Source organism: Verrucomicrobiia bacterium, from assembly GCA_035629175.1.
Lineage (GTDB): Bacteria > Verrucomicrobiota > Verrucomicrobiia > Limisphaerales > DASXHY01 > DASXHY01.
This window is the reverse complement of sequence record DASPIL010000066.1, coordinates 89,393-112,337: the sequence shown is the minus strand read 5'-3', so window position 1 is coordinate 112,337 and position 22,945 is coordinate 89,393. Positions and strand designations below refer to the sequence as shown.

Annotated in this window: 15 protein-coding genes; 7 read left to right on the top strand and 8 right to left on the bottom strand. The window is 58.2% G+C overall.

All coding sequences use genetic code 11. The features are described 5' to 3' along the window. Positions 1 to 21: 21 nt before the first annotated feature. Complete coding sequence (ltrA, locus tag VEH04_11045; protein ID HYG23309.1) at positions 22 to 1,422, bottom strand: group II intron reverse transcriptase/maturase; 1,401 nt, start codon at positions 1,420 to 1,422, stop codon at positions 22 to 24. A 425-nt stretch (positions 1,423 to 1,847) separates the two neighbouring features. Between ltrA and VEH04_11040 the strand changes: the two genes are divergently transcribed. Beyond that, complete coding sequence (locus VEH04_11040; protein ID HYG23308.1) at positions 1,848 to 4,340, top strand: HsdR family type I site-specific deoxyribonuclease; 2,493 nt, start codon at positions 1,848 to 1,850, stop codon at positions 4,338 to 4,340. Between the two features lie 1,176 nt (positions 4,341 to 5,516). Here the strand turns inward: VEH04_11040 and VEH04_11035 are convergent. Together VEH04_11035 and recN are read right to left on the bottom strand one after the other, a co-directional pair. Next, on the bottom strand, positions 5,517 to 7,538 hold the full coding sequence (locus VEH04_11035) for a TonB-dependent receptor (protein ID HYG23307.1): 2,022 nt from the start codon (positions 7,536 to 7,538) through the stop codon (positions 5,517 to 5,519). A gap of 135 nt (positions 7,539 to 7,673) precedes the next feature. Beyond that, a complete protein-coding gene (recN, locus tag VEH04_11030; GenBank protein ID HYG23306.1) occupies positions 7,674 to 9,368 on the bottom strand; it encodes a DNA repair protein RecN in 1,695 nt (564 codons plus the stop codon). A 166-nt stretch (positions 9,369 to 9,534) separates the two neighbouring features. On the opposite strand from recN, the gene VEH04_11025 reads away from it, so the two are divergent. The 3 genes from VEH04_11025 to VEH04_11015 all read left to right on the top strand — a co-directional run bounded on the left by VEH04_11025 (position 9,535) and on the right by VEH04_11015 (position 12,932). Beyond that, positions 9,535 to 10,320, top strand: coding sequence for an MBL fold metallo-hydrolase (locus VEH04_11025; GenBank protein HYG23305.1), 786 nt, complete (start codon positions 9,535 to 9,537; stop codon positions 10,318 to 10,320). A 74-nt stretch (positions 10,321 to 10,394) separates the two neighbouring features. Next, positions 10,395 to 12,104 (top strand): TIGR03790 family protein, encoded by a 1,710-nt coding sequence (locus VEH04_11020; protein HYG23304.1) that lies wholly within the window; start codon positions 10,395 to 10,397, stop codon positions 12,102 to 12,104. A 15-nt stretch (positions 12,105 to 12,119) separates the two neighbouring features. After that, complete coding sequence (locus VEH04_11015) at positions 12,120 to 12,932, top strand: TatD family hydrolase (protein ID HYG23303.1); 813 nt, start codon at positions 12,120 to 12,122, stop codon at positions 12,930 to 12,932. A gap of 24 nt (positions 12,933 to 12,956) precedes the next feature. Here VEH04_11015 and VEH04_11010 read toward each other — a convergent pair whose 3' ends face one another. The 3 genes from VEH04_11010 to VEH04_11000 form a co-directional block, all read right to left on the bottom strand. Then, positions 12,957 to 15,782: an FAD-linked oxidase C-terminal domain-containing protein gene (locus tag VEH04_11010; protein ID HYG23302.1), complete on the bottom strand. Its 2,826-nt coding sequence runs from the start codon at positions 15,780 to 15,782 to the stop codon at positions 12,957 to 12,959. Positions 15,783 to 16,064: 282 nt separating this feature from the next. Continuing rightward, positions 16,065 to 16,343 carry a hypothetical protein gene (locus tag VEH04_11005; protein ID HYG23301.1) on the bottom strand — a complete coding sequence of 93 codons (279 nt, stop codon included), beginning with the start codon at positions 16,341 to 16,343 and terminating at the stop codon, positions 16,065 to 16,067. 58 nt (positions 16,344 to 16,401) lie between these two features. After that, positions 16,402 to 17,703 (bottom strand): radical SAM protein, encoded by a 1,302-nt coding sequence (locus VEH04_11000; GenBank protein ID HYG23300.1) that lies wholly within the window; start codon positions 17,701 to 17,703, stop codon positions 16,402 to 16,404. A gap of 144 nt (positions 17,704 to 17,847) precedes the next feature. On the opposite strand from VEH04_11000, the gene VEH04_10995 reads away from it, so the two are divergent. After that, positions 17,848 to 18,243 (top strand): rhodanese-like domain-containing protein, encoded by a 396-nt coding sequence (locus tag VEH04_10995; protein ID HYG23299.1) that lies wholly within the window; start codon positions 17,848 to 17,850, stop codon positions 18,241 to 18,243. A 2-nt stretch (positions 18,244 to 18,245) separates the two neighbouring features. Here the strand turns inward: VEH04_10995 and VEH04_10990 are convergent, their stop codons facing one another. Next, positions 18,246 to 18,731 (bottom strand): hypothetical protein, encoded by a 486-nt coding sequence (locus tag VEH04_10990; protein ID HYG23298.1) that lies wholly within the window; start codon positions 18,729 to 18,731, stop codon positions 18,246 to 18,248. A 251-nt stretch (positions 18,732 to 18,982) separates the two neighbouring features. Here VEH04_10990 and VEH04_10985 point away from each other — a divergent pair, with 251 nt between their 5' ends. Both VEH04_10985 and VEH04_10980 read left to right on the top strand, forming a co-directional pair. After that, a complete protein-coding gene (locus tag VEH04_10985) occupies positions 18,983 to 19,468 on the top strand; it encodes a phage regulatory CII family protein (GenBank protein HYG23297.1) in 486 nt (161 codons plus the stop codon). A gap of 190 nt (positions 19,469 to 19,658) precedes the next feature. Then, the gene (locus VEH04_10980; protein ID HYG23296.1) at positions 19,659 to 21,929 is read left to right on the top strand and encodes a glucoamylase family protein; all 2,271 of its coding nucleotides are present in this window, start codon (positions 19,659 to 19,661) and stop codon (positions 21,927 to 21,929) included. A 10-nt stretch (positions 21,930 to 21,939) separates the two neighbouring features. Here VEH04_10980 and VEH04_10975 read toward each other — a convergent pair whose 3' ends face one another. Next, positions 21,940 to 22,854 carry an aldo/keto reductase gene (locus VEH04_10975; GenBank protein HYG23295.1) on the bottom strand — a complete coding sequence of 305 codons (915 nt, stop codon included), beginning with the start codon at positions 22,852 to 22,854 and terminating at the stop codon, positions 21,940 to 21,942. Between the last annotated feature and the right edge of the window lie 91 nt (positions 22,855 to 22,945).

Below are 22,945 nucleotides of genomic sequence, written 5' to 3'. Positions count from 1 at the left end.
GATAGGGGTAGGAGCGAGGGATTAACCTCGCCCCTCCCTCCAAACCGGACGGGCGGATTTCCCGCATCCGGCTTTCCGTTTAGTGGTTCCTGTCCGGAGTTGGCTCGCTTCGGCTCGGGCTGTGGCCAGGGAGATCAGCCCAAGTTCCGCGAAGTAAACATTTGGCCAGCGTTGATGGTCGCGCCCTCGAGCGCGTCCCGTCCCTTTGTGCCGCCGTCGCAGGATCGTGCGCAGTCGTTGCCGTATCCAACTGTCCAGCGGCGGGTAGATATTGCGCAGGCCGTGCTTGAAATACGCAAACCAGCCTCGCAGTGTCCGGTTGATGTCCTCGGTGATTTCCCGCATCGATCCGCTTCGCAGCCGCAGGGTTTTGGCCCGTATGGCGTCCTTGAACTTGTCCAGGCTCTTCTTGCGCGGCCACCGATAGCCTCGCTCAAAGTGGTATCCCAGAAAGTCGAATCCGCCTCGCTGCGTCGCATCCACTATGCGGGTCTTGGTCGGATGCAGCGTCAGTCCCGCCCCATCCATCCATGCTCTGATTTGTCCCATTGCCGCCTCGGCCTCTTCGCGGTTTGCGCATAGGATCACAAAGTCGTCTGCGTAGCGCACCATTTCGTAGCCGCTGCCCGCCATCAGATGGTCGAGCGGGTTCAGATAAATGTTGGCCAGCATTGGACTAATGATTGCCCCTTGCGGTGTGCCGCTGTCCGTTGGACTCCACCCTTTGCCGCTTTCCATCACGCCTTGCTTGAGAAAGCGCTGGAGCAATTCCAGCACCTTGCCATCGCTGACATGCTGTTCAACGGCTTGCAGCAGTTTGTCCTGCGGAATGTTGTCGAAGTAGCCTTTGATGTCGGCGTCCACCACCCAGTGTTTGCCCGCGTTGAGCAGTTTTTGAATCTGTCTCAACGCGTCCTTTGCTCCTCGCCGCGGTCGAAACCCGTAACTGCGCTCGGCGAACGTGTGTTCGAATATCGGTTCAAGCACGTTGCGCAGAGCCATCTGCACCACCCGGTCTTCGACCTGGGGCACGCCCAGCGGTCTCAACTCGGTGCTGCCGGGTTTCTCAATCCATACCCTCTGCACAGGCTGTGGCTGGTACTGGTTGGTTTTGAGCAGTTCCTGCAGCTCGGGCAGTCGCTTGGGGCATCGCTCAAGATACTCGTGGCACTTGCGGCCATCAGGTTTCTTTCGGCTTTTGCCCTTGGCGACTTTCACCGCCGCGCTCTGCAGGTTTTCCGTTTTCCAGACCTTATCTATCAGGCTGAACCATTTGCCTCCTTTGATTCCTCTTTCGAGGGTTGCCAACATGCGTTCGTTCCACACGCTTGCTTCGGTCCATCCCCATTTCTCCGGGACCTCTCTGCCTTGTTTAGCCTCTGGCACTCCCGGCAGGTTTAGTTGCTTGGGTGTGTCACTCACGCTTCCACCTTCCTGCCCCCCTTTGCTCCACGGTGATTAGCCGCTTCGTCGCTACTACGGGGACTCTGACTTCTGCGCCACTCCCGCCGGCGCAGTTCTCCTTGGTTACCCAACGCACGCTTCTGGACATTCCGTCTCCAACCACCCCATGCGCCCCCGTCTTCCGGCAATGCTTCCTGATCCGGGCGGGCTTGGCCCCCGATTCGCCTTGTCGGCTATCGGCGGTTCTTTGGACTTCGTTCGTTGCTAGCAGTCTCGTCAATCGCATGAAGCCGAATCGAGTTTGTGTCGAGGAACTCTATTGTCCCTCTGCTCTACGGACTATCCGTTTACTTCCAGTTGCTCTCCACGGTTCATTTCTGAACCGCAGTTACCTTCAGTCTCTGGCGGGAAGCGCCGCCAGACAGGGACTCTCACCCTGCGATGTGCGTTGTATCCCAAGCGCACTGGCGGCAGGCATCCTGCCTGCCGTAGAGGGTGGCATCTTGCCACCCGGAAAGGTCGTCGAACAATCCAACGCGCTGGCACTATCGAACGCGGACGCCGCCGGGCAGGATGCCCGGCTCTACGGCAGGCTGGGAAGGCCGCCGCTACATCCGAACGGCGTGGGTGTCTTCTGGCATACCCAAGGTTCGGGGAAATCCTTCTCGATGGTGTTCTTCGCGCAGAAGGTGCTGCGCAAGGTGGCGGGCAACTGGACGTTCGTGGTCGTGACCGACCGCGTGGAACTGGACGACCAGATCGCCAAGACGTTCGCCGCTACGGGTGCGGTCTCGGACGCGGCACTTTGCCATGCGGAAAGCCGGGAGCATTTGAAGGCTCTGTTGCGGGGTAACGAACGGTATGTGTTCACGCTGATTCAAAAGTTCGGTTCAGCAGAGATGCTGAATGAGCGTTCGGATGTCATAGTTTTGACGGACGAAGCGCATCGCAGTCAATACGACACGCTGGCGTTGAACATGCGCGCGGCCTTGCCCAAGGCAATGTTTCTCGCCTTCACGGGCACGCCGCTCATCGCCGGTGAGGAACGCACCAAAGAGGTGTTCGGTGATTACGTTTCCATCTACGACTTCCAGCAATCGGTCGAGGACGGCGCGACCGTGCCGCTCTTCTACGAGAACCGCACGCCGGAGTTGCAGCTCGTGAACCCGGACCTGAACGAGGACATCTACAACCTTATTGAGGCGGCGGAACTCGACCCAGAGCAGGAGGCGAAGCTCGAACGAGAATTGAGCAAGCAATACCACATCCTCACGCGCGATGACCGGCTGGAGACGGTGGCCCAGGACATCGTGCGGCATTTCCTCGGGCGCGGCTTCATCGGCAAGGCGATCGTGGTGTCCATTGACAAGGCCACCGCGCTCAAAATGCACGACAAGGTGCAGAAGCATTGGGCAGCAGAACGCGAGCGGGTGCGGAAGGAGATTCAGAAGCTGACGGTATATCCGAAGGCCTCGAAAACGGGGCTAACACGCTTCGGCACCTACGATCCTCAGAAGATTCAAGAATTTCAGCGTCAGCTCGAAGTGCTGGATTCAACGGACATGGCGCTGATTGTTTCCCCTGGTCAGAACGAAATTGAGCAGATGCGAAAACACGGTTTGAACATCGTTCCGCATCGCCAGAGAATGAATGACTCCCAGCCGCCGCTGGACGAGAAGTTTAAGGACCCTGAAGACCCGCTGCGGCTCGTTTTTGTTTGTGCGATGTGGCTGACCGGTTTCGACGCGCCAAGTTGTTCGGCCGTGTATCTCGACAAGCCGATGCGGAATCACACATTGATGCAGACCATCGCCCGGGCGAACCGGGTCTTTCCCGGCAAGCACAGCGGCATGATCGTGGATTACGCGAACGTCTTCGCGTCGCTGGAAAAGGCGCTCGCCATTTACGGCGCTGGCAAGGGTGGCAGGAATCCGGTGCGCAACAAAGCGAAGCTGGTCGCAGACCTGCGCAAAGCGGTGGATGACGCGACCGCATTCTGCGCAACGCACCAGGTGATTCTTCCGGCCATCGAACAACTCGCTTCAGGTTGCATGGAGCGTTTGCAGCGGATTGACGACGCGGTCAACGCGTTGATTTCACCCGACCCATTGCGGCGGAAGTTCTTCGGTCACGAGCGCATCGTGAACACGCTTTACAGCGCAGTGAAGCCCGATCCGGCGGCGCTGGAGTTTGCGGCGCGCGTCACCTGCCTCAATGCCATTGCCGATGCCATCCGCGCGAAGCAGAACCCGAACCCGGCGGACATTACCGCGGTTCTGGGCGACATTGCCAAGTTGCTTGATGCCTCAATCAGGGGCGTGGACATGCCCGAGAAGCCCGCTCCGGTGATGGACCTGTCGAAGATTGATTTCGAGGCGCTCGCGCGGCGCTTCAAGGAATCCAAACACAAGAACACGGACCTTGAAGTTTTGAAGGCGGCGATAAGGGCAATGTTGGAAAAATTGATTCGCCTGAATCAGACGCGCGCCAATTTCGCCGAAAAGTTTGAAGAATTAATCGAGTCCTACAATGCCGGCAGCCGCAACATCGAACAGTTGTTCGAGGAATTGCTCAAATTGAGCCGCAGTCTGACGGATGAACAGCAACGCCATGTGCGCGAGAACATGAGCGAAGAGGAACTGGTCATCTTCGACATCCTCACGCGTCCAGCCCCGGACCTGAGCGCCGAGGAACGTGCCGAGGTGAAGAAGGTTTCCCGCGAACTGCTGAACCGGTTGAAGTCTTTGCTGGTGCTCAACTGGCGTCAGAAGTCATCCGCGCGATCTCAGCTGAAGCTCGCCATCGAGGACGTGCTCGATACCGGACTGCCACGCGCCTACGACAAGCCGCTCTACCAGCAAAAGTGCTCCGCCCTCTTCGAGCACATTTACGAGAGCTATCCCGAGCGCGAGGCGAGTGTTTATACAGCCGCTTGAGTTACCGTGCGGAAAACGAGGCAGTCCTGATTGTTGGAGTGTTTATCGGGTTTTTACCGATCTCACGCCGTTCGATGCCGTTCTTCAATGGCGCATTTCAGCGAGTTCACACATACCCGAATAGCGGAAGTCGGGCTAAAGCGTGGACACCGTACGCTGGGTGTGCACCCTTCAGGGTGTCCGAAAAACAGCCTGAAGGCTGGACTCCAAGCATCCATATGCGCCGACTGCTGGGTCTGACGGTTGACTCGGCGGGAAAACACTGAACGGCAAAACGGTGACACAAGAGGTCTTCTTGTGTTCTCTGCCACCTTCGCGACCCTTGCCCCGTTAGCGTGAGGTTCCTGACGTCGCCTTTTTCGTGTGGTTCGTGTTTTTCGTGGTTCTCCGTTTTATGCTTCGTGCCTTCTCTCCGGCTCTCTTGCCATTCGCTGGCGTTAATGCCCAATGCCTTCCTCCATGTGGCGGGTCGTATCGCTGGTCAGAAGTCCAATGCTACCTTCGCGTAGGACATTTCTTCTTCTGGTGTCGCCACAGCAAGATTCTGCGAATCAGATTCTTACGATGGATTCTGTTCAGAATTTGGTCCATGGAGCGATTTTTCAGCGGTGTTTTCGAGTCCATACGAGGGCGAATCTCTTGCAGACACCGGGCATTTCCGAACTCAGATGAAACCGTATGCATCAATAAGCGGCATCAAAAATCGCGCCATGGGCCAAGTTTCGGTATTCAAATTGTAGCAAGGCTTTCTCCCCAGCTACTTGCCGTGGCGACACCAGAGAAGCCACTCGTTTAGGGAACGCTGCGGAGGTGTGAGATTGGGACACGCTAAAGCGTGGACACCATGCGCTGGGTGTGCACCCTTCAGGGTGTCCGGAAAACAGCCTGAAGGCTGGACTCCAAGCGTCCATACGCGCCGACTGCTGGGTCTGACGGTTGACTCGGCGGGAAAACACTGAAACGGCAAAACGGTGACACAAGAGGTCTTCTTGTCTTCTCTGCCACCTTCGCGACCCTTGCCCCGTTAGCGTGAGGTTCCTGACGTCGCCTTTTTCGTGTGGTTCGTGTTTTTCGTGGTTCTCCCGTTTTGCGCTTCGTGCCTTCTCTGCCTCTCTTGCCATTCGCGCTGGCGTTAATGCCCAATGCCCTCCCCGATGTGGCGGGTCGTATCGCTGGTCAGAAGTCCAATGCTACCTTCGCGTAGATGCTCCGGGTGATTTCTTCGCGGGCAGCTGGATTTGATGTCGCATACTCGGCGTGCCGCTCATGTAAAAGATTCTGGCCAGCAATCGAAAGCTCCAGATGCTCGGTCGGCCGCCAAGCAAGACGCACTTCCAGTTCCAGGTAATCTGAGACCTCACCCGCCGTTCCGTTGTTGTTGAAACGCAAGGTGTCCACCCACCGCAGGCCAGCATCCAGTTCAACGTCGTGCCCAAAATCCATCGACGATCGCAGCGACCACCGATGCCGCGAATCAGCCGTTTCGTTGAGCGCGTTGTTGATGTCCACCCGCCCATCCTTGAGCCGAATGTCCTCACCCAGAAATGTGTAGCCGCCGCGAACGCGCCACCAATCCAGAACTTGATACGTCAGGCTGAACTCAACCCCATACGTCTCGCCCTCCAGATCGTTGCGGAACATGAAGGGGAAGCCAAGCGGTGCAGGCGGCGGACTCGGACTCGTGCTGCGCAGATCGTCGTAGTCGTTGTAGAACGCCGACACAGACGTGAACAACCGCGGATGCAGCTGCGACCTGTAGCCAATTTCATACGCGAGAACCGACTCAGAATCGAAGCCGCCGTTGCCGACCAGGAGGTTCTCGATGACCGGCGACAGGTTTGGCGTGGGAAGCCGTTCGTGCCGTTCCACACGCGAAGGGGTGCGAACCGCGCGCGAAACCGCCGCCCAGATCATGTGGTTGGATGCGACGTTCCACTGCGCGCGAACGTTGGGTTCGAACTCGAATCCCGTGTAATCGTTGTGCTCGATCTTCGTCCCCAAAGTGATGAAAACGTTTTCCAGCACCCGAATTTCGTCCTGAATAAATCCACTGAACAAACTGCGCTCCAACTCTGCAGGGAGAAAAGCCAGTGCAGGCGCGTTGTCGGCCTCGTTGTGGGTGAAGCGATACCCAATCCCCCACACCAGGCGGTTTCGTTCCAATACGGAAAAGCGATGCTGGAAATCGATGTCGTATGTATCGAGTGTGTCCACAAGCGTTCCCGCCGGGGCAAGCTCGACGCCGTTCGCAACTGATGCAGGCACGGGAAGCGACAGATAGGTTTTGTCGTAGTACAACTGGAGCCGCATGTCGGATTCGTCCGAAAACTGCCGCGTCCATCGACCGAGAATGTTCCCGCCGCTTACCTCAGCGTCCCCGCCGGTGGTGATCCGTTCCTCGCCGCCGTAGTAATCGCCCTGCAACGTGAATGTGTTTCCATCTGAAAATTCGGAATCAGCGCGAAAGCCGCCCTGCCCCATCCACCAGGAATCATTTGCTTTGGATCCGCCGATGAATTCTTCGTTGTCGCGATCGAAATACTTTCCATACACGCGCAACGCTGTATTGGAAGAGATCATCGTTCCGTAGCGGACACCGCCAAATCCGCGGGGCTGGGTTCCGCCGCCTCCCTCAATGTAGAGGCCCTGCGTTTCCTTCGAACCTTTGGTGATAATATTAATCACGCCGTTCACCGCGTTAGCGCCCCAGAGCGTGCCGCCGGGGCCGCTGATCACTTCGATTCGATCCAGATCCTCGAGCAGGTAATCCTGTCGATCCCAGAAGACGCCGGAGAAGAGCGGGGTGTAGACGGCGCGGCCGTCGATCAACACCAACATCTTGTTGGCGAGCTCGGTGTTGAATCCGCGGGCGCTGATTGCCCAGTCGTGGGCGTTTTTCTGGGCGACATGAAGATTATCCGCGAGACGCAATGCCTCGGGAATGCTCGTCGCGCCGGAACGGCGGATATCCTCGCTTGTCACGACCTGGATCGCGGCCGGTGCGTGTGTGTAAGGTTCAGCCCTCCTCGAGACGGAGGTGACGTCCATGTTCATCAACTCTTCAAGGCTCATCCGCTTGTAAGCGGTGATACTGCCCTGTTCCGGTGATCCTGCGGGTTCAGCGGACAGCGCCGTGGAGAAGTGATTGAGACTCAGCAGCGTCAGCATCGCTGACATTCGCATCCATACAACGCCCATGTTCAAAATACAACGGCTTCAGTGGAGTGGTTGCGTGTAGGATGTTGCTAAACCGCACTGTGTCAAACAGATACAGCGATCGTCCTTGAATTCTTTGTGGCGGATCACTGTCCGTTGTCCATGGTGGACGGTGGATTAATGACTTTCCCGCAACAACGCTTCAGCATGTTTGCGGGCCGCGTCGGTTTGGCCGCCCAGCATTCGCGACAACTCCGCCACACGTTCCTTTTTCTCCAGCGACCGGATCTCAGAAATCGTGCGGCCGTCCCTTGTCTGCTTGCTCACCACGTAATGCGCCGCCGCAGTCGCGGCCACCTGCGGGAGATGCGTGATGCAAAGAACCTGACGTTTTTTCGCGATCTGCCGCATCTTGTCGCCGACAACGTGCGCCGTCTCCCCGCCCACGTTCGCATCCACCTCGTCAAACACGAGCACGGGAATTTCGTCTTCCGCCGCCAGCACGGTTTTCAGCGCGAGCATGACGCGCGCGAGTTCGCCCGACGACGCGATCGCGCGCAGCGGCTTGGCGGGCTCGCCGGGATTCGGCGCGAATTGAAATTCGATCTCGTCCAATCCGTCGGATTTCCAGCGCATCGTTCCCGCCGCGATCCTGCCCGCGGCGGCATCGCCCGTGAGAGCCACGTTCAAGCGGCTTTGCTTGAATCCGAGATCGCTCAACTGCTGGCTTACGGCTTTGCTCAATTTTGGAATGACGCTGCGGCGCTTCGCAGACAAGGCGTTGCCGGCTTTTGCAAGTTCCGCATCCAGTTTCTCCAACTGGGCATTCAATCGCGCGAGTTCCTCATCGCGTTGTTCCAACGTTCGAAGCTTCTGGGCAGCCTCGTGGCCGAACGCAATCACATCAGCCACGCTCCCGCCATATTTCCGCTTGAGCGAGTGCAGCAGGTTGATGCGTTCCTCGAGCTGCTGCAGCCGTTCAGGGTCAAGGTCGAGTTTATCCAGGTAGTGCGATAATTCCGCCTGCAGCTCGTGCAACGAACCGACAGCCGCTTCGTGCTGTGCCACAAGCGAGGATGCGGCGGAATCGACCCGTTGGAGCTCGTTCAGCGTACGTCCGACGGCGCCGGCCTGCGTCAGCAATGAATCCTCGTTCTCGGCCAGCACATCCAGCGCGGCCTGGGTGAGTTGCAGCAATCGCGCGGCGTTGCTGGCGCGCTGGTATTCTTCCTCGATCGAGACGTCGTCACCCGGCTGCAGCCGCGCCGCTGAAATCTCGTTCGCCTGGAATCGCAGGAGATCGAGTTGTTGCGCGTATGTGCGTTCGTCAACAATCAAGGATGCCTTGGCATTCTCGATCGTTGCACGACGTGTGACGAGCTCGGCGAACGCAGCGCGATCTGCAGCAAGCCCGCCAAAGGCGTCGAGTATCCGCAACTGGTTCGAAGGATGCAGCAGCGATTGGTGATCATGCGGGCCGTGCATGTCGACGAGCCATTCTCCAATTCCAGCGAGGGCGCTCAACGTGGCGGGTGAACCGTTGACAAACTGGCGGTTCGATCCCGCGGCGCTGAAGGTTCGTTTCAGCACGAGTTGCTCGTCGTCGCAAGGCTCCAGGCCGTTGTCGGAGAGAAACTGGGCAAGCGGGGATTTCAAGCCGCGGACATCGAACACGGCTTCGACCGAACAACTGTCGCTGCCGCTGCGGATGAGCGTTCGATCGGCGCGCTGGCCGAGGACGAGATTGAGGGCGCCGATGATGATTGATTTGCCTGCGCCAGTCTCGCCCGTGATCACGTTGTAGCCGGGCTGCAGTTCCAGCGTGAGATCCGCCACCAGGGCGAGGTTTTTAATGCGCAGCACAGTTAACATGGCTAGAGTCGCTGAATTGAGTTTGAGCCAATATGAACTTGTTGAGCAAAGAGAATTTGAAAAAGCCGCGGGGCGGCGAACTCCTGGATTCGGCACGCATTTACTCAACCCATTCCGCTCGGGGACGACATGAACGTTGCTGTGTGTTCGACGAGCTCCGTTGACCATGGCTTTCTCGTTCACTTTCCTCGGCTCGGGAACGTCGCAGGGCGTGCCCATCATCGGGCTTGATTACCCGCCGGAGTTTCTCGCAAACCCGAAGAATCATCGAACACGCCCCGCCATTTACGTGGCCACCGAGCACGTAAAGCTGGTCGTGGACACTCCCCCGGAATTTCGCATTCAATGCCTGCGGGAGAAGATTGGGTGGCTCGACGCCGTTGTGTTCACGCATCCGCATGCCGACCACATGATGGGACTGGACGATTGCCGGAGATTTTGTGATCTGCGCGGCGGTGTGCCGCTGCCGATCTATGCAAACCAGCAGACGATGGACGTGTTGAAACGAGTTTTCCTGTATGCGTTCCACGACGGTCCATGGCCCAAGGGATATTTCATGCCTGAACCGCACATCGTTGACGGGCCGTTCAAGCTGGGCGATTTGGAAATCCACCCGTTTTCCCTGCCGCATGGAAGCCTGATGACGAATGGCTACGTTTTTCTGCAAAACGGGCGCAAGCGGCTGGCCTACTACAGCGATTGCAAGGAGATCCCGCCCGCGGCTCTCGAGGCGGCGCGTGGCGCGGACGTGGCAGTCCTGGACGCCTTGCGCTACAAGCCGCATCCCACGCACATGTGCCTCGACGAGGCCCTCACGGCGGCTCGCAGGATTGGCGCGGCACAGACGTGGTTCACGCATCTGACGCACGATTACGATCACGACGTCGCCCAGGCAGAGCTGCCGGCGGGAGTTCATTTTGCCTGGGATGGCTTGAAGATCGATTTGGAATAAATCGTTTGCGTGTGTATGTTCGCGTCAATTCCACGTGGACACTGCGCGACGCACCATCGAAGCGGACCTGTATCATGAGCAAACATATTTGGGCAAACAGATCGAAGTTGTTTATTTCGAAATCGCTGCCAGGAAATCTTCTCGCAGCGGCGGCCATTGGACTCGCCGCATTCGCGAGCGCCGCTGAAAATCCAGGCGACCAGGTCATCGTCGTCTACAACACCCAGGTTCCCGAGTCCAAGGAGGTTGCCGAGCATTACGCGAAGGCGCGGAAGGTTCCGGCCAGCCAGGTGTTCGGTTTCAGTCTCACGACCGAGAACGACATCAGTCGCAACGAATATCGCGACAAACTGGAGAAGCCGCTCGCGAAGAAAATCGCGGATCTGAAACTTTGGCGGATTCGTTCAGAAATTATTCGCGGAAACAGCAACGAAGCCTCACGCGTGATCTGGAAGCCGTCGGAATCAAAGATTAATTACGCCGTGCTCTGTTACGGCGTGCCGTTTCGGATCAAACCCGAGGAAGGCCTCAAGGAAAAACACACCCTGTCGGTGCAGGCGGAGTTGCGCCGCAATGAAGCCGCTGTCGACAGCGAATTGTCGCTGCTGCCGGTGCTCGAGTCGCGCATCGGCCTGACCGGCCCGCTGCCCAATCCATTGTACGGCGCCACGAACGAGGCGCGTTTTGCCGCGACCAACGGGCTGTTGATGGTAACGCGGCTTGACGGGCCGACTGCGGAAATTGCGAAGGGCCTGGTGGACAAGGCGCTCCAGGCTGAAGCAAATGGGCTGTGGGGCCGCGCCTACATCGACATTCGCAACATTTCCGATTCCAATTATGCGGTGGGCGATGCGTGGATGCGCGGAGCGGCAGAAATCTGCCGCCACACTGGATTTGAAACAATTGTGGAAAGCAATTCGTGGGCTTTCCCCGCGACGTTTCCAATGAGCCAGATTGCGTTCTATGCGGGCTGGTATAACAACGATGTTTCCGGCCCGTTCACGCGCGAAAACGTGGAGTTCATGCCCGGTGCGTTTGCGTATCACCTGCATTCCTACAGCGCTGCAAACATTCGCTCCACCACCAGGCACTGGGTGGGACCGTTGCTCGCAAAGGGTGCAACGGTATCGATGGGTTCGGTCACGGAACCGTATCTTGGCGGCACGCCGGATATCGCGGTGTTCGCAGGGCGCTTTCTATTTCACGGATTCAACTTCGCGCAGTCAGCGTATGCCTCTCAAACCATGCTCTCGTGGATGACCACGGTTGTTGGCGATCCCCTTTACCGCCCCATGGCGCACCCGCCCCAAAAGCTCCATGAGGAACTTGCCGCGTCGAAAAGCAAGTGGCTTGAGTGGTCGTTCCTGCGGCTCGTGAATCTCAACCTCGCCCGCAACCAGCCGCTGCCGCAAATGATGTATTTCCTGGAGCAGGTTCCGCTCACGAAGGAAAGCCCGGTGCTTACGGAAAAACTCGCGGACATGTATTCCGTCGGTGGCAAGCCTTCATCGGCAGCTGAAATGTGGGACCGCGCGCTCAAGCTCAATCCCTCACCCGAGCAGCGCCTGCGCATCCGCCTCGCGCTTGCGGACAAGCTGACGGAACTCGAACGATTCCAGGATGCGGTCGATGCGCTTTCGCCCATCCGTGAGGAAAACCGGGATTATCCCGGCATGATCGACGTCTACCGCAAACTTGCCCAGCTTGCGAATCGGCTGGGCAAGAAAGAGGCTGCCGCAAGTTACGAGCAGCTCGTGAAGGATCTCACGCCCGCGGCGAAATAGACCTCGCGTTTCGGCATGCCGATTTTCTACGACACTCACGCACACCTCGATTATCCCGATTTCGCCGCTGAACTCCCGCAGGTGGTGGAGCGCGCACAGGCAGCGGGCATTCATCGGATCCTGTCGATTGGAACGAACCTGGAAAGCAGCCGCCGCGCGGTGTCGCTTGCAGAACAATTCGAGTGCGTCTACGCCGTGATTGGGTGGCATCCCTCAGATGCCCTTGAAGCCCCGCAGGATATTCGCGGCGAACTGCGAACGCTGTCAGCGAATCCGAAGGTCGTGGCGCTGGGAGAAACCGGCCTCGATTATTATCGCCTCCCGAGCACACAGGCGGGGGGCAGCGTTGAGGACGACGCGCGTTACAAGCAGCGGCAGGCTGAGCTTTTCCGGCAGCATCTGGAGGTTGCCGTGGAGACAGGATTGAACTGCGTCATTCACCAGCGCGGCGATTGCGTGGAAGACACCTTGTCGCTGCTGCAACCATTTGGCGATCGCGTGCGCGGCGTTTTCCATTGCTTTGCTGGCGAAATCTCCACCCTGAACCGGATTCTGGCATTGAATTCGATCGTCAGTTTCACGGGAATCGCGACATTCAAGAACGGCCAAAACGTGCGGGACGCCATTGCGGCGACGCCTCCCGGAAAATTCATGCTGGAAACTGATTCGCCGTTCCTGGCTCCAGTTCCGTATCGTGGAAAGCGCTGTGAACCCGCATACGTGAAGGAACTTTCGGAAGCGGTTGCGCAGGCCAAAGGATGCTCTCTCGAGGAACTCAGCGAAATGACCTGCAGCACGGCACACGCGTTCTTCCCCCGTCTCAAGTAGCCCGCGAACGTTTCGTTCGCACGATCACTCCAGCGCGTCCGCCAGCAACTCTGCCATGTGCTTTGACTTGATTGGCGTGAGGTGCAGAACCTGATGGCGGCAGCTGGCGCCAGACGTGACGAAGATCGTTCCGAAAGGTTGTCCCTTGATCTCCTTGATCAAAGGCTCGGCGATTTTAAGCGACAATTCGTACTTCGACTTGAGCGCGCCGAAACTTCCCGCCATTCCGCAACACCCGGTATCCAGCACGTTGATCGTACGGTGGGGCAAGTGTTCAATCAGCCGTTGCAAGTAGCCGGAATGCAGGCGCGACTTTAAGTGGCAATGGACATGAATGACCACGCGCTCGGCGTTGTGGTTGAAGGGCAAGGCAGAGGGTTCCTGCGTGAGCAGGGCTTCGATGAACTCCTGAAAAATGTAGCATCGCTGCCCGATTGCTTCGGCGCCGGGAAGTTTCAATTCGCGATATTCCTCAACGAACATGGAGTAACACGACGGTTCGAGGAACAATATGGGCGCCGCATCCGCATCCCCCGCAAGAAGCGCCAGGTTATGCGCGCCAAGGCGCATGGCCTCGTCGAGATTGCCCACGCTGAACGCCGGACGACCGCAACACTTGCGGCCCGAAACGAGATCAACACTGAAGCCGGCCGTTTCCAGAACCTTCACCGCCGCCATTCCAATCCCCGGCTCGTGATAACGCACAAAGGTGTCGTCCCAAAGGATTACGCGGCCGCGAGTCGGGACCGGCCTGGCTCGTTTCCAAAACCAATGATCGAATCGCTGGCGGGTGTAGTGCGGCAGTTTGCGCTCGGACGTGATTCCCAAAATGCGATCGCCGAGAAAGCGCATGATCGAAGAATCCAGGAACTGGTTCGCGACAAGCGGAATGCGGCAGCCAGCCTTGCCGAGAAGATCGATGGAACTGAACAAGCGCTCCTGCAGGGACAGTCCGCGCCGGCGGATCCGCGCGTACTGCAATTCCGCTTTGATCAACCCCATGTTCACGTTTGATGGACATTCGTGAGTGCACGCCTTGCACGCCAGACAACTCGACAACGCAGTCTCCAATTCCGCCGAAACCAGGGGATCGCCGTTTGCAAGGCCGCGCAATTCGAGCGCCGCGCGAATCAAGTTGGCGCGGCCCCGCGTCGACAGGCTTTCATCGCCTGAGGCGATGTACGTGGGACACATCGTCGGCTTTTCCTTGAGACACCCGCCACAGCCGTTGCATTGCTCGAGGTTCGCGATGATTGATTCGTCCCGGGCCGCAAACGCCAGCAAAGGGGTGAATGGCAGTTGAACTTCATGGCCAGGTCTCGCGCGCAGGTCGCCGTCGAATTCGTAGCGATCGTCCGGGATGATCTTTCCCGGATTCATCAGGTTGTGCGGATCAAACGACTGCTTGATCTCACGCATGAGGTTCAGGATGTCATCGCCCACCTGGCCCGCCATGAACTCCGTTCGCGCGATGCCGACACCATGCTCGGCGGCCAGCGAACCCTTGAAGTGTTTTACGAGCGCGGCGACTTCATTTGCGATGTGACGGAATTTCCGAAGGTCGTCGCGATCCCGCAGATTCAGGACGGGTCGAACATGCAACAGGCCCGAAGCTGCGTGGCCGTAGAACGAAGCCGTCACGCCGATGTCAGACAGGATCTTTTGCAGCGAACTCACGTAGCCGGGCAGGTGTTGAGGGAGCACGGCGGCGTCTTCGATTCCCGCCACCGGCTTTGCGGCACCTTTGCGGCCCGTGAGCAACGACAAACCCGCGCGACGCAAGCCCCAGAACAGATCGGCGCCCACTTGCGTTTGGATGGCTTTGATTCGAACATTCGGGTGACGGGCGCGGACCGAGGCGATCTTGTCGCTGACGTGATCGAAGAATTCAACGGCGAGGATCGATTCGCATGGGACGCGGTCAAGTTCCAGAAGATCGCGTGCGGCCTGAAACTCAAGCTGCCCGCGAGTCTCATCGAGCAGGACCCGGTCGAGATGCTCGATGGCCACTGGCGCGAGGCGAAGCAACTCAACGGAAGCCTGCATCGCTTCCGTGATCGAATTGAAGAACAGCAACACCAGGCCTTTTTCATCCGGCACCGGCACAAGCTTGAGTTCCGCAGAGACGATGTGCGCCAGCGTGCCTTCGCTGCCGCACAGCACTTGCAGGACCTTGTTGGGGTTTCGGACGCAACGATCCAGTGGATAACCCGGCCACCGCTTTGTGAGGCCTCGCGGAAAACGTTCCTCAATCAGCAGCGAATTCAATTGGACAATGTCTTCGAGAAGATCCCTCTGTTGCGGCATCGTGTCGTGAGATTCACTGATCTTCGCGTATTTGCCGCTCGACAGCACGACATCCATGCCGTCGACGTGATCAGCGGTCACGCCATAAAAAGGCGCATGGGAACCGCTGGAGTTGTTGGCAATCATGCCGCCGATCGTGGCGCGGGAAGCGGTGGCTACATCGGGTCCAAAGCGCAGGTTATATCCGCGGAGAAAGTGGTTGAGCTGATCCAGGACGACGCCAGCCTCGACGCGAACGGTGCGCCGTTCCAGATCCAGCGCGAGAATCTGGCGATTGTGCCGCGCGAAATCTACAATCAGTCCCTCACCGATTGCTCCTCCGGACAGACCTGTGCCTGCTCCGCGGGGAATGATCCCAATGCCGGCTTCGTCCGCCGCCTTGAACAAAGAACAGATCTGTTTTACGCCGCGGGGAAATGCAACTGCAACGGGTTCAACCTGATAAATCGATGCGTCGGTGGCATAAAGTTGCCGGGTGATATTGTCGAAGGCCACTTCGCAACCACTGGAGGCCAGCGTGGAAATTAATTGGGCCGAACTCATCGTCCAGCTGCAACGTATCGGTGGTATTCACGATTGACAACACTGAAGCCCTTCAAAGGGAGGGTTCCCGGGTAACAGTTACTTTTGGCGCACGGAGGGTTCATACTACGCTGCCGCGGAGCACGGGCTCTTCAGGTCGCCTCAACGGGCGCTCCGAATCGTGTGAATTGATTGCCCTTCGGGGTTCGCGCACTGAAGCGGCGTAAACGCCACGCTCCTCCTGCGGCAGAACGCGCCCGAGTCTCGCCTCTGGTCCGCGTGGGACAGCGGCTCCCAGCGCACCTACCGGCCGCGAGTGAACGTCGGGATGAAAAATGAAAACACGAGCAGGCTGATCGTGATTGTGACAAACACGATTGAAAACCATCGCCACGCCCGGGGAAAACTCGCTGGGACTTTCGCAGCCGTCGCAGTTACGAGGATAAACAGGTAAAGAATCCCCATCATCACACCGGATCCGAACATGCCGTGCACCTGGTATTGCGCGCTCGCGGATGTATAGGCGAGATGGATGTAGGGACCACTTTTTTCCGGCACTTCGCTGTAGGTCACGATTTTCATATCAGGCTCCTTGCTATGTGTTGCTCAACGGACTGCGTTTCGTGCGCTAATCGCCACATCACGAACCGGATGGTGTTGCGTGCGTCGTGCAATTCCAATGCGGCTGATCAAGACTCCCTTCGCGCTGCAGCGTTTCGCCTGGGCAAACCGCAAGGCACCAGCGCTTCACGCTGCAGCCATGACACGGATGCGCCGCCGAATCGAGCGATAGTCGAGCTCCGAATGCCGCGCCGCGGGCGAGAACCTCCCGCGATCCTTCATGAACGCTGCCCAACGCCAGCGTGGGAATCGTTGTATTGATGCAGGGAAACACGGTGCCGTCGGCGTGGATCAGCAATGTCTGCGTGCCTGTGCCGCACGTGGTCCGACGCGAACTGTCGCGCAGCATGGCTTTCACGATGGAATAAACATCCGTGCGGCACATCGGCCGAAACGCGGGTTCCTCATCCAGTTCACGACAGATTGCCTTTACGATTTCCAGTTGCGAAGCAGGTTTCAGCGATCCCTTGGATGAAGTCCCAAGTTTCTTCAAGGGGATGAACCGGACATCCCGCGCTCCGAGGCGGGTGGCAAGATGAAAATAGCTGCCGATCTCCAAAAGATTCTGCTCACAGCAGACCATGCACAAAGTCACCGGAATTCCAGCCTCAACAAGGCGGCGCACGCTTGCCGTGGCTTTCGAAAACGTCCCGGCTCCGCGGATCGCATCGTTCGTCTGCGCCGTGGCACCATCGAGTGACACCTGCACATCCAGTCGCATGTCCTGGAGAATTTTCAAAATGGCATCGTTGAGAACCGTTCCGTTCGTCGAGACGTTGCAGGGAAGATTCCGCTGAAGCGCCCAGCTGCCAATCTCGCGCAGCGCGCTGGGATGCAGGAACGGCTCACCGCCGAGTAACGTGATCGTGGCGTTGGGGCTGAAACACGGCTGCAAATCGTCGAGAAACGCGAGTGAGCGCGACGGATTGATGCGTGTTGCGACGCTTCGAAAGTCCTCAGGCACGTAACAGGACCGGCAGTGGAGATTGCATCCCATCGTCAGATTGATCGTCACGTTCTCAATGGCGGATGCATTGAGTCTGGGTGCCTGCCCCCCGATTCCTGCTTTGCGCATTACACCAAGCTGCCTTCGAATCGCCTGTGTGTGCGGCCTCCAGTCAGGCCGGCCCGCCAGCAACAATTCGATGTCGCGTACTTCCGCCAATTGCTCCAAAACATCAGCAAACTCGTGGTCGACGACGTGCCAGTAACCTTCTTCGCCCCATATCTGCAACGCCAAGCCGCCCTGTGTCTCAACAAAATCCGGACGGCGAATGGGTTGCGGATTTCTGGAACGGAAAATGGACGGCAGCAGTTGCATCGCTCAGTGCAACCCTCGGAGTTGCAACAGATGTATTGAATCCGCAATCGTGCTGAATAAGCAATGCAAATTTAGAATACCTCCCTTTTTCCCGAAACCGCGGGCTGCACGGATGAACGATGTGTGTGGTAACGTTAACCAGCTATGACGAATCCCTTTCTTATTGCGCTTGCACTTTTAGTCGCAACAACCGCCTGCGGGAACAGTGCCCCGATCATTCCAACAGAAGAGGCGCGACACCATCTAACCAACGGTGCGGTGCTGATCGATGTCCGGACCATTGACGAGTACAACGCAAAGCACCTCACGAACGCCATTCATATTCCGTTGGATACGTTGAAGTTCAAACTGCCTGCGCAAGTGCCGGACAGAAGCCAGGCGTTGTTGCTGCACTGCCGGACTGGCCGCAGAAGCGGGATTGCTGAAACGGAACTCAGAGCCATGGGTTACACGAACGTATTCAACGTCGGCTCGCTCGAACAGGCCGAGAAGGCTTCCGGGACGAAGGCCCAAAGCGGCCAACCTGGGTCGAAGAACTAGGATTACGCGGACAGGGATTGAATCAGCTCCTGGGATCGATGCGGTTCACCCTGGTCGCGCTGCGCGGGAACGTTGTCGAAATCCCCGCGCAAAAATCTGAGGGCGAATATCTCCCGGTCAATTTCAGACTGCGTGCGCAATCCCAGCTGCCGCAGAATCGGCAGCGGCGGGCACCAACCCGAGATCGCGTGCTGCAGCAGGAAGCCAAGGACGCCACAGGTCAACAGGAGCGCCTTGCGATATCCTGCCAGGCCCAGGAGGGCTCCCGTCAATGCGAGGGTCGAGGCGTTCGTTTCAAGGACCCGCTCGATATCCCACTCCCGGCTCAGCGCCTCGATCCGGGCACTGATCACCTCGCGCGACTGGGTGGCGTGATATCGGATGCTGCTTTCAAGGTGACGATCGATCCGGCGTTGGACGTCGTCACGCGTGTGACGGCGGACGCGATCGTGTGCCGTCAGGGGACCTGTTCTCGGGGTTGCGTTCATCTCCAACTCTAGCCCTGATTCGGGGGTCGTCGCGGTAGTCGTTTACCTCAGATGCGCGTTGCCGATTCAAAAACCTGGCTGCGTCGGACAAGCAAGGCTGGGAATCAACGGCGAATTCATGTGTGCCGGCCTCTGGCAGGAATCCACCGTGGGCACACTGCCCTTCCACATCGTCCTGGCAATTCGAGGCGGCACGGCGCACTGGGACTATTCCCTTGCCAAGCAAAATGTCGTTTTCCACAGTGGGTTGCATGCAATCTCACGAACTGCTCCGGGAGGTCCTTCAGCGTACCAGCGCAAAGCAGGTGGCTGCCGACCTCGGACTTTCGATGTCGATGATTTACAAATGGGCCGAACCCGACGATGGCACGGGGAGCGGCGCTGTGAATCCGCTCGATCGGGTGGAATCGCTCTTTCGCTGCACGAACGATCATCGGTTGATCCAGTGGATCTGCCAGCGCGCGGGAGGATTTTTCATCCTCAATCCAAAGACCAACAAGCCGCATCCCTCGTTCCTGATTCCTGCCACCAACGAGATCGTCCAGGAATTCGCCGACCTGCTCGCAGTGATTGCTACGGCCGCATCCGACAATCAAATCACGCTCAAGGAAGCGACATCGATTCGGGCGCGCTGGGAGGAATTGAAGACCGTCACCGAGGGATTTGTCGCTTGCTGTGAGGAAGGGAATTTCTCGGCTCTCAAGGCTGCGCAGCCTCCCGCGCAGGAGAAACACTGATGCCGTCCGCTTCGCCGAGTCCCTTCCGCCCTCCCTTTCCGAGAACCCGCGCTTTGTTTCGCCGCGCGCGTGCTACGGCGAAGGGCTTGGGAATTCCGTGTTTTGAAGCTGTACGACGGTTCTCACAGCAGGTTGGGAAAACTGCGCTACCTAGCGCGGACTGCCAAGTTGAGCCGGGGTTTCTCGCGTGATGTGGCTGCGCACCGTGAAACACGGGATGGTGCTGATGGGCATGATGATCCTTGGGCTGGGACACTGCATGGGAAATGAACTGCTGCTGGCAGATTTCGATAACCACAGCGTTTTCAATCACTTCTCCGGCGACAGCGGCACCTTCACTTCGGGAGCCGCAACAATACGCCGAAACTTCGATACGAATGTCTTCCGCGGCCCGACCGGCGCTTCCTTGCGTGTTCAGTATTCCGTCGGTTCAGGTTTTTGCGGCGTTTGGGAATCGTTGATGGGCAAGGTTTCCTTTGCACCGCACACACTGAACTTCACCAATCTTCACGGAGCTTTGCGCAGCAGCGCCGGTCATCCCTCGCGTGTTGAAAACATCCGCGCGATGGCAGTCAGTTTTTGGGCGCGCGGCGATGGCAGCGGCGGCTTCGATCATCGCGTTAAGTTGGAGTTGAAGAGCCCGCGAGGATCGATCGGGGACACCGTCGTGGAAATCCCGAACGATGATTTGTGGCGGCGGTATGACTTCGGCCTGAGCCATCTGCTGCAGCACTCAAACATCGCGCAAGTAAAGGAACTCGTCTGGGTGTTCGAAGACATCCGCAACGAGCATCGCCCCGACGCCGTTCTGTACCTGGACGACGTCACCGTCGTGACTGACGAACCTGTCCTGGACCCATCGCGCTGGGTGGATGACGCGATGCTGGATGCGATTGCGCATCGCACGTTCTCCTATTTCCTGCGCTTTACCGACTCGCTGGGGTTTGCGCTGGATCGTTCAACCTTCTCAGACATGGTGAGCGTGGGAACGGTGGGATTCCAACTCACGGCATATTGCATTGGGCATGAACGGCAATGGGCGGAACGGGCGGAGCTGGAGCAGCGGGTTCGGATGATTCTGCGAAACCTTCGCCATCTGCCCACGGGGCCGGAGCCCGGCACTGGGCGGGCGGGGTATCGCGGGTTCTTTTATCATTTCCTGACGGCGGACACCGGGTTGAGAAAGGATGCGAACGTTGAACTATCGGTATACGACACCGCATTGCTGATGTATGGGGTGCTGACGTGCCTGGAATACTTTTCCGGAGACGCCGAGATCCGCGAGTTGTGCCAGCAACTCTATGATCGTGTGGAATGGAGCTGGTTTGTGGACCGCCGGCCTGGCGCGAATCAGAACCAATTCCGTCTCGAATGGAAACCAGAGGGCGGCGCAGGCGGGCGTTTTCAAGGTCACGTGGACGGCCAGACGGATGAAGCGCTCATGCTCGATATTCTCGCGCTAGGGTCGCGGACGTATTCCATCGGAATGGACACGTATTTTGCGCGGCGGCGTTCCTTCGGCAGGTTTCCCGGTCCCGACAGCCCGCCGATCCTGGCGTCATGGCGGGGATCAATGTTCAATTATTTCTTCGCGAGCTGCTGGTTGAATTTCGAGAGGCGCGGAATGGATTTGCACGCGTTGAGCCCGGTCGACCTATGGCGCAACAACCGCCTGGCGATTGAAGCAAATCGGCGGTTCTGCATGTTGCACGCGGCGGATTATTCGGGGCAGACCAATGGCTTTTTCACGACCTATGGCGAGAATGCCTGGGGATTAACGGCGTGCGATAATCTCGTCGCACCGACTTCGCACGCCCCCAGCGAGTATTTTGGCTTTGGCGCATTGCCGACTGAGGAGAACCTCCGCTTCAACACGCGCGCTCCCCATGCGGGAACGATTGCCGTCTACGGCGCAGTGAGCGCCATCAACTACACGCCACAGGAGTCGCTCGCCGCAATCCGGCATTTCTTGAGCATCCCGAAACTTTGGAATCCGCTTTTCGGCTTCGGCGACGCTTTCAGCCTTGATCCGCATTACGTGGTCGCCCCTTACGACGCGGAAGGAAACCCGACCGTTGTGGCAGCAACTCACCTGAATGGACCATGGATCAATCCAATGGTCATGGGCGTAAACGTCGGACCGATGCTGCTGGCGGTGGAAAATTATCGCACCCGGATGATATGGAAACTCATGGATCGAAACCCGCATATAAGGATCGGGCTGGATCGGATTTTCGGAATCAGCAGCCTCAATGCGGAATCGGTTTCGTTCAACGACCAAGGCAACGCAGTCGTGATTCGCTGGAAAGCGGAGCGCGAGGCATCACGCTACGCGGTGTATGGATCGAGCGACTTGTCGGACTGGCGCCTGCTCGAGGATGGCATTCAGGCGACCGAGTGGACCGACACGCGCCGCACCCCGGGGGAGCAGCGCTTTTACCTGATCAAAGCTTTGCGTTAGCGCCCGGCAATCAAACTTCCGCCAGGGCGCGGTTCATGCGCTCGATTGCTTCGTCGATCTCGCCCGGCGTTGTGAACCCGATCACAATGGCGTGAACGTCCTTGCGGCTCATCGCGTAGCGAATCGATTTTTCGCGCTCCGCTGGATCCCGGAAATCGCCATTGCCGAAAATCTTCATCCCTATGACTCCCCTGCCCTTGTCATGCATCGCCTCAATCTCTTCGACGACGGGGTTCACTTCTGCGGTGGCATCACCATTCCACGCGCCCGAAGGGGTATCCATGTGTTTACCCTGCGGATTGATGCGGACGAGATGCACTTCAGTCCACGGCGTGCGGGTTGCCGCCTGCAGGGCGGGCAGCGAGTGGCATGAAACGCCCTTGGAAAGAATCCACTTCTTTTCCTTTGCTTCATCGAACGAATCCATCACGCGCTTCCATTGATCCGCATCGGTCCAGTTGCCGCGGGTCATGCAATGAATCAGCAGGCTGTCGATGTAATCCGTCTTGAACGTCTTGCGGTGCTTGTCGATCGTGGCGAGAACGTCCTCCGGCCGGTCCGGAACCTTCGACTGAATGAACAGCTTTTCACGCGGCAAATCCTTGATGGCCTCAGCGATCCAGGGGAAGGTCGCATAGCGCTCGGCGGTGTCGATGTAGGTAACCCCCTGATCGTAGGCGTAACGGATCAGTTTGATGAACGCTTCCTTGCCTTCGGCTGTTTGCAGATGGCCGTTATTGCTCCCGGTGCCAATCCCGAGGCGGCTGATCTTCAGGCCCGTTTTTCCGAGCGCAACCTGGTCGACCGCAGTGCGGCGCGGCGCGGCGGCAAACGCCTGTGGTAGAGACCATGGTGAAACCAGGACGGCTCCGGCGACGACCGTCGATGCACGCAGAAAATCCCGGCGGCTGATTGAAGTTTTCATATTTGAGGAAGCAAGGGGGCGTGCCACTGAACCGTGTCGTTCAGTCCCGGAACTGTTCCAAGTTCGCAAGTCGTGCGAGGCATGCGCTTAC

Coding starts and splice junctions, on each gene's coding strand:
- VEH04_11035 (HYG23307.1), bottom strand. CDS start 7,538: ATGGGCGTTGTATGGATGCGAATGTCAGCGATGCTGACGCTGCTGAGT.
- recN (HYG23306.1), bottom strand. CDS start 9,368: ATGTTAACTGTGCTGCGCATTAAAAACCTCGCCCTGGTGGCGGATCTC.
- VEH04_11025 (HYG23305.1), top strand. CDS start 9,535: ATGGCTTTCTCGTTCACTTTCCTCGGCTCGGGAACGTCGCAGGGCGTG.
- VEH04_11020 (HYG23304.1), top strand. CDS start 10,395: ATGAGCAAACATATTTGGGCAAACAGATCGAAGTTGTTTATTTCGAAA.
- VEH04_11015 (HYG23303.1), top strand. CDS start 12,120: ATGCCGATTTTCTACGACACTCACGCACACCTCGATTATCCCGATTTC.
- VEH04_11010 (HYG23302.1), bottom strand. CDS start 15,782: ATGAGTTCGGCCCAATTAATTTCCACGCTGGCCTCCAGTGGTTGCGAA.
- VEH04_11005 (HYG23301.1), bottom strand. CDS start 16,343: ATGAAAATCGTGACCTACAGCGAAGTGCCGGAAAAAAGTGGTCCCTAC.
- VEH04_11000 (HYG23300.1), bottom strand. CDS start 17,703: ATGCAACTGCTGCCGTCCATTTTCCGTTCCAGAAATCCGCAACCCATT.
- VEH04_10995 (HYG23299.1), top strand. CDS start 17,848: ATGACGAATCCCTTTCTTATTGCGCTTGCACTTTTAGTCGCAACAACC.
- VEH04_10990 (HYG23298.1), bottom strand. CDS start 18,731: ATGAACGCAACCCCGAGAACAGGTCCCCTGACGGCACACGATCGCGTC.
- VEH04_10985 (HYG23297.1), top strand. CDS start 18,983: ATGCAATCTCACGAACTGCTCCGGGAGGTCCTTCAGCGTACCAGCGCA.
- VEH04_10980 (HYG23296.1), top strand. CDS start 19,659: ATGTGGCTGCGCACCGTGAAACACGGGATGGTGCTGATGGGCATGATG.
- VEH04_10975 (HYG23295.1), bottom strand. CDS start 22,854: ATGAAAACTTCAATCAGCCGCCGGGATTTTCTGCGTGCATCGACGGTC.